Source organism: Streptomyces katrae (assembly GCF_000966975.1).
GTDB lineage: Bacteria > Actinomycetota > Actinomycetes > Streptomycetales > Streptomycetaceae > Streptomyces > Streptomyces katrae.
Map to the genome: position 1 here is coordinate 1 of NZ_JZWV01001075.1, position 6,725 is coordinate 6,725.

A 6,725-nucleotide genomic window follows, 5' to 3' on the forward strand; every position below is an offset into this window, starting at 1 on the left:
GAGAGCCCGCCGACCAGCAAGCCGGCGATGGCGGCGCCGGATGCCAGGAGCATCGCTCTCGTACGTGTGGGGGACGGCATGGTGCCTCCTGGGGAGGGGAGGATGGCAGGGCCAAATGCGGCAACAGGCGGAAATGTGGCGCTGGTTGGCCCGTGACGTGCGCACGTCGGCAGGCCGGCTCCCGGGAAGATGAAGGGAACGTTAAGAGGACTAGACCAACCCGTCAATAGGTCTGGACCAACCATGGGTCCGAAGCGTTCGCGCCACCGGCGGCGCAATAGGAACGCTCGAGAACGGTCGTCTTGTGAGCCAGGCCACAGCGCTTCACCCGCATGGCCGCCGATCCCCCGTGGCACACTGGCCCTAGTACCAGTAGCAGCGCACTCCGGGGTCGGTGTAATTCCGAACCGGCGGTATAGTCCGCGACCCGTCCGCAGCCAGCGGCCGGTTGACCAGGTGAAATTCCTGGACCGACGGTTAAAGTCCGGATGGGAGGCAGTGCGCGGCGGGCAGTCACCGGTACGCCGCCGTCGGCGGTCCATCCGCGTATCCCAGGGATACGTCCCGGACGGGCCGTGTTCCCGGCCCCGGCGTCCCCACGTGCGCTTTCCCGCTTCATCTGTCGTATCCCGACAGGCCCCGGAGTCCGTGCCCGACGAGGCAGGAGGACCCGGTGGCGACACACGCCGCGCAGGCAGCACCCGACCCGAGCGTCACCGCGATGCGCCGGGCCATCGAGCTGGCCTCCCGCGGACTCGGCTCCACCAGCCCCAACCCCGTCGTCGGCTGCGTCATCACCGACCCCACGGGCGCCGTCGTCGGCGAAGGCTGGCACCAGCGGGCCGGCGGTCCGCACGCCGAGGTCCACGCCCTGCGCGCGGCCGGAGAAGCCGCCCGAGGCGCCACCGCCTACGTCACCCTCGAACCCTGCAACCACACCGGCCGCACCGGCCCCTGCGCGCAGGCGCTCATCGACGCCGGTATCGCCCGCGTGGTCTACGCCGTCTCCGACCCGAACCCGCAGGCCAGCGGTGGTGGCGCCACCCTGCGCGTCGCCGGGATCGCCACCGAGGCGGGCCTCCTCGCCGACGAGGCCGAGCAGGGCAACGCCGCCTGGCTCACCTCCGTACGCCTGGGCCGCCCCCACGTCACCTGGAAGTACGCCGCCACCCTCGACGGCCGCAGCGCCGCCGAGGACGGCAGCAGCCGCTGGATCACCTCCGCCGAGTCCCGCGCCGACGTCCACCGGCTGCGCGCCGAGGCCGACGCCGTCCTCGTCGGCGGCGGCACCCTGCGCACCGACGACCCCCACCTCGCGGTCCGCGGGATCGAGGGCGCCACCCAGCCGCTGCGCGTCGCCCTCGACACCCGCGCCGGACTCTTCCCCACCGCCCGCATCCTCGACGACGCGGGCCCCACCCTGATCGTCACCGGCGAGGACGCCGACACCCGCCACCTCCCCGGCGTCGACGTCCTGCGGCTGCCCCTGCGGGACGGCCGCCTCCCCGTCGCCCTCCTGCTCACCGAGCTGTACGCACGCGGGGTGCGCTCCGTCCTCCTCGAAGGCGGACCCGCACTCGCCGGAGCCTTCCTGGAAGCCGGCGCCGTCGACCGCGTCATCGGCTACATCGCCCCGGCCCTCCTCGGCGCCGGCCCCGCCGCGCTCGCCGGAGCCGGCATCACGAACATCGCCCACGCCGTCCGCCTCGAGATCACCGAGGCCGTCCGCAGCGGCACCGATCTGCGCATCACCGCCGTTCCCGCCAACGCCCCCAAGGAGCACTGAGTGTTCACCGGAATCGTCGAAGAACTGGGCGAGGTCACCGCCGTCGAGCAGCTCGCCGAGGCCTCCCGCTTCCGCCTGCGCGGCCCGGTCGTCACCGAGGGCGCCAAGCACGGCGACTCGATCGCCGTCAACGGCGTCTGCCTGACCGTCGTGGAGACCGCCGACGGCGAGTTCACCGCCGACGTCATGCAGGAGACCCTCGACCGCTCCAGCCTCGGCGCCCTCGGCGCGGGCTCCCGGGTCAACCTGGAACGCCCCATGGCCCTCGGCGGCCGGCTCGGCGGGCACCTCGTCCAGGGCCACGTCGACGGCACCGGCGAGATCCTCTCCCGCACCCCCTCCGAGCACTGGGAACTCGTCAAGATCGCGCTCCCCGCGCACCTCTCCCGGTACGTCGTGGAGAAGGGCTCCATCACGGTCGACGGCGTCAGCCTCACCGTCGTCGAGGCCGCCGCCGACTACTTCACCATCAGCCTCATCCCCACCACCCTGGCGCTGACCACCCTGGGCATCAAGCAGCCCGGCGACCCGGTCAACCTCGAGGTCGACGTCCTCGCCAAGTACGTCGAGCGCCTGCTCGCCGCCGGCGTCAACCCGCTGCACGCCGAGGAGACGCAGAAGTGAGCGCCCTGACCTGGCTGAACTCCGAGGCCTTCACCGCCTTCGGCCAGAAGATCATCTGGTCCGACGCCATCGGCAACACCATGGGCCTGATCGCCCTCGCCCTCGGCTGGAAGCGCTCCATATGGACCTGGCCCACCCAGTTCCTCTCCGGCGCCATCCTCTTCGTCGCCTTCGCCGCCGGCCACCTCTCCGGCAACGCCGGCAAGCAGGTCGTCGTCATGCTGGTCGCCCTGTGGGGCTGGGCCCAGTGGACCCGCGGCAAGCGGCAGGCCCAGGACGCCTCCCTCGCCGTCCGCTTCGCGAGCTGGCGCGAGCGCGGCCTGCTGCTCGGCGCCGCCGCCGCGGGCACCCTCGCCGTCACCGGGCTCTTCACCCTCTACCCGTGGATGTCCTGGAACCCGCTCCCGGACGCCTACATCTTCGTCGGCACCATCGTCGCCATGTACGCCCAGGCCAAGGGCCTGGTCGAGTTCTGGTTCGCCTGGCTGCTCGTCGACGCGGTCGGCGTCCCCCTCGCCTTCACCAGCGGCTACGCCTTCTCCGCGTTCGTCTACGTGATCTACGGAGCCCTCGTGCTCTGGGGTGCCTACGACTGGTACCAGCGCTCGCGCACCACCCCCGCCCCGGCCCTCGAAGGAGCAACGGCATGACCCCCGTCCTCAAGCCCGTGCCCGACCCGGTCGAATCCGGCGCCGAGGAGTCCTACCGCCTCGACCCCGTCGAGCAGGCCATCCGCGACATCGCCGCCGGCCGCCCCGTCATCGCCGCGGAGAAGGCCACCCCCGAGATCATCGCGTTCATGATGAGCGAGTGCCGGGGCCTGATCTGCGCGCCGATGGAGGGCCCCGAGCTGGACCGCCTGGAGCTCCCGCAGATGGTCCAGCACAACACCGAGTCCATGAAGACCGCCTTCACGGTCTCCGTCGACGCGAGCGCCGCCCACGGCGTCACCACCGGCATCTCCGCCGCCGACCGCGCCACCACCCTGCGCCTGCTCGCCAACGGCACCTCCGAGCCCGGCGACTTCGTCCGCCCCGGCCACATCTTCCCGCTGCGCGCCAAGCCCGGCGGCGTCCTGGTCCGCAACGGCCACACCGAGGCCGCCGTCGACCTCGCCCGCCTCGCGGGCCTGCGCCCGGCCGGCGCCATCGTGGAGATCGCCGGGGAGGACGGGGTCATGCTGCGGCTGCCCGAGCTGATCCCCTTCGCCCGCAAGCACGGCCTGACGATCATCTCCATCGAGGACCTGATCGCCTACCGCCGTTCCGCCGAGCCCACCGTCCGCCGCGAGGCCGAGGTCAGCCTGCCGACCGCCGCCGGCGAGTTCACGGCGTACGGCTACCGCTCCACCGTCGACGGCGTCGAGCACGTCGCCCTCGTCCATGGAGAGGTCGGCGACGGCCGCGACGTCCTCGTCCGGATGCACTCCGAGTGCCTGACCGGCGACATCTTCCAGTCCCAGCGCTGCGACTGCGGCCCCCAGCTCCAGGCCGCCATGGCCCGGGTCCAGGCCGAGGGCCGCGGGGTCATCGTCTACCTGCGCGGGCACGAGGGCCGCGGCATCGGACTGCTGTCCAAGATGCGCGCCTACGAGCTCCAGGAGCGCGGCCGCGACACCCTGGACGCCAACCTCGAACTGGGCCTGCCCGCCGACGCCCGCGACTACGGCGCCGGCGCCCAGATCCTCGCCGACCTGGGGGTGCGCACCGTCCGGCTGATGACCAACAACCCCGACAAGGCCGCCGCCCTGGAGGACCACGGCATCTCCGTCGCCGGCCGCGAGCCCATGCCCGTCCAGGCGGGCGAGCACAACCTGCGGTACCTGCGCACCAAGCGGGACCGGATGGGCCACGACCTCCCCTGGCTGGAGGGGGCCGTACCCACCTCCGCCTGCGGCAACCAGTAACCACGCACCACACGCACCACCCACCACCCCGTCAACCCGGTACCGAACCGGAACCCCCTGAGGAGCAGAGCTGTGAGCGGCAAGGGCGCACCCGTACTGAGCGTGAAGAACTGCGGCGACCTCCGGGTGGCCGTGATCGCGGCCCAGTGGCACGAGAAGGTCATGGACGGCCTGGTCGACGGCGCCCTGCGGGCCCTGCACGAGCTGGGCATCGACGAGCCCACCCTGCTGCGCGTCCCGGGCAGCTTCGAGCTCCCGGTCGTGGCCAAGGTCCTCGCCGGACGCGGCTACGACGCCATCGTCGCCCTCGGCGTGGTCATCCGCGGCGGCACCCCGCACTTCGACTACGTCTGCCAGGGCGTCACCCAGGGCCTCGTCCAGGTGTCCATCGACACCGGGGTCCCCGTCGGCTTCGGCGTCCTGACCTGCGACAACGACGAGCAGGCACTCGACCGCGCCGGCCTGGAAGGCTCCAACGAGGACAAGGGGCACGAAGCGGTCACCGCCGCCGTCTCCACCGCCATGACCCTGCGCACCGTCAGCGAACCCTGGCGGTAGTCCACGGAGTGAACCCTGGCACCGGGGGCCCCGGGTGAACCCGTACCCTAAGGGCATCATGGCGAACAAGACCTTTGAAGAGCTCTTCACCGAGCTCCAGCTCAAGGCCGCCGACGGCGACCCCAGCACCTCCCGCACCGCCGAGCTCGTGGGCAAGGGCGTCCATGCCATCGGCAAGAAGATCGTCGAGGAGGCCGCCGAGGTCTGGATGGCCGCCGAGTACGAGGGCAAGGAAGCCGCCGCCGAGGAGATCTCCCAGCTGCTCTACCACGTCCAGGTGATGATGGTGGCGCGCGGGATCTCCCTCGACGACGTCTACTCCCACCTCTAGGCCGGAGCTCTTCACCACGGGCCCCCGCCCGCACCCCTTACGCACCTACGCACCTACGCACGAAGGAAGCCCCATGCTGCGCATCGCCGTCCCCAACAAGGGTTCGCTCTCCGGACCGGCGTCGGAGATGCTCCATGAGGCCGGCTACCGCCAGCGCAAGGAGTCCAAGGAACTCGTCACGGTCGACCCCGACAACGAGGTCGAGTTCTTCTACCTCCGCCCGAAGGACATCGCGATCTACGTCGCGTCGGGCAAGCTCGACATCGGCATCACCGGCCGCGACCTGCTGCTGGACTCCGGGGCCAACGCCGAGGAGATCCTGCCGCTGAACTTCGGCCGCTCCACCTTCCGCTACGCCACCAAGCCCGGCACCGCGAACGGCCCCGAGGACTTCGGCGGCATGACGATCGCCACCTCCTACGAGGGCATCGTCGCCAAGCACCTCGCCGACCTCGGCGTCGACGCCTCCGTCGTCCACCTGGACGGCGCCGTCGAGACCGCCATCGAGCTCGGCGTCGCACAGGTCATCGCCGACGTCGTCGAGACCGGCACCAGCCTGCGCAACGCCGGCCTGGAGGTCATCGGCGAGCCGATCCTCAAGTCCGAGGCGACCGTCATCCGCCGCACCGGCGCCGGCGACGACGACCCGAAGGTCGCGCAGTTCCTGCGCCGCCTCCAGGGCGTCCTGGTGGCCCGCAGCTACGTGATGATGGACTACGACTGCCGCGCCGAGCACCTGGAGCGCGCGGTCGCCCTCACCCCGGGCCTGGAGTCGCCGACCATCTCCCCGCTCCACAACGAGGGCTGGGTCGCGGTCCGTGCCATGGTCCCCGCCAAGGAGGCCCAGCGGATCATGGACGACCTGTACGAGCTCGGCGCACGCGCGATCCTCACCACCTCGATCCACGCCTGCCGCCTCTGACCGGCCGGCCCGTCCCAGAAGGCATCACCGCACCATGAGCGAGTCCGCCGCCCAGCCCGCACCGCCCGCACTGCCGGTCACCTTCCGGCCGAACCGCACCCGGGCGGTGCTGCTGGGCGTCGGATCCGTCATGTTCGCCACCATCACGGCGATCGCCCTGCTGCTGGAGAACCTCAGCCCCGGCGAGCGGGTCAGCTTCGTCGTCACCGCCGTCCTGCTGTCCTCCGTCCTCGTCCTGCTCAGCCGCCCCAAGGTGGTCGCCGACGAGGCCGGGGTCACGGTGGTCAACCTCACCACCACCCGCCGCCTGGAGTGGGCGCAGATCCTGCGCGTCAACCTCCGCCCCGGCGACCCCTGGGTCTTCCTCGACCTGAACGACGGCACCAGCCTGCCCGCCCTCGGCATCCAGCCCGGCATCGCCAAGGCCCGCGCCATCGGTGACGCCCGCGCCCTGCGCGCCCTCGCCGAGACCCGCGGCACCGGCGGCGCCGGCCGCTGAGCCCGCCGCACCCGTCCGCTGCGTCCCATTGCGGCGGCGATCTCAATGACTACCCTGGTGGGGCGGCGCACCACTGCGCCCACCCACCCGCCCCGGGAT

The 6,725-nt window shown here is 71.8% G+C and carries 8 protein-coding genes and 1 riboswitch; all 8 genes read left to right on the forward strand.

Annotation, left to right across the window (positions count from 1 at the left end):
- The first annotated feature begins 376 nt into the window (after positions 1-376).
- Positions 377-506: riboswitch (FMN riboswitch) on the forward strand.
- A gap of 215 nt (positions 507-721) precedes the next feature.
- The 8 genes from ribD (at position 722) to VR44_RS32545 (ending at position 6,626) form a co-directional block, all read left to right on the forward strand.
- The gene (gene ribD, locus VR44_RS32510; RefSeq protein WP_045951230.1) at positions 722-1,786 is read left to right on the forward strand and encodes a bifunctional diaminohydroxyphosphoribosylaminopyrimidine deaminase/5-amino-6-(5-phosphoribosylamino)uracil reductase RibD; all 1,065 of its coding nucleotides are present in this window, start codon (positions 722-724) and stop codon (positions 1,784-1,786) included.
- Positions 1,787-2,410 (forward strand): riboflavin synthase, encoded by a 624-nt coding sequence (locus VR44_RS32515; protein ID WP_045951226.1) that lies wholly within the window; start codon positions 1,787-1,789, stop codon positions 2,408-2,410.
- A complete protein-coding gene (locus tag VR44_RS32520; protein ID WP_211275166.1) occupies positions 2,407-3,060 on the forward strand; it encodes a nicotinamide mononucleotide transporter family protein in 654 nt (217 codons plus the stop codon). The genes VR44_RS32515 and VR44_RS32520 overlap by 4 nt, the downstream gene beginning before the upstream one ends.
- A complete protein-coding gene (locus tag VR44_RS32525) occupies positions 3,057-4,316 on the forward strand; it encodes a bifunctional 3,4-dihydroxy-2-butanone-4-phosphate synthase/GTP cyclohydrolase II (protein WP_045951227.1) in 1,260 nt (419 codons plus the stop codon). Before VR44_RS32520 ends, VR44_RS32525 begins: the two co-directional genes overlap by 4 nt.
- A 72-nt stretch (positions 4,317-4,388) precedes the next feature.
- Complete coding sequence (ribH, locus tag VR44_RS32530; protein WP_042817356.1) at positions 4,389-4,874, forward strand: 6,7-dimethyl-8-ribityllumazine synthase; 486 nt, start codon at positions 4,389-4,391, stop codon at positions 4,872-4,874.
- 58 nt (positions 4,875-4,932) lie between these two features.
- Positions 4,933-5,205, forward strand: a complete 273-nt coding sequence (locus VR44_RS32535) for a phosphoribosyl-ATP diphosphatase (RefSeq protein WP_045951232.1) — start codon at positions 4,933-4,935, stop codon at positions 5,203-5,205.
- A gap of 73 nt (positions 5,206-5,278) precedes the next feature.
- A complete protein-coding gene (gene hisG / locus VR44_RS32540; RefSeq protein WP_045951228.1) occupies positions 5,279-6,127 on the forward strand; it encodes an ATP phosphoribosyltransferase in 849 nt (282 codons plus the stop codon).
- Positions 6,128-6,161: 34 nt separating this feature from the next.
- Complete coding sequence (locus tag VR44_RS32545; protein WP_045951229.1) at positions 6,162-6,626, forward strand: PH domain-containing protein; 465 nt, start codon at positions 6,162-6,164, stop codon at positions 6,624-6,626.
- Positions 6,627-6,725 lie beyond the last annotated feature (99 nt).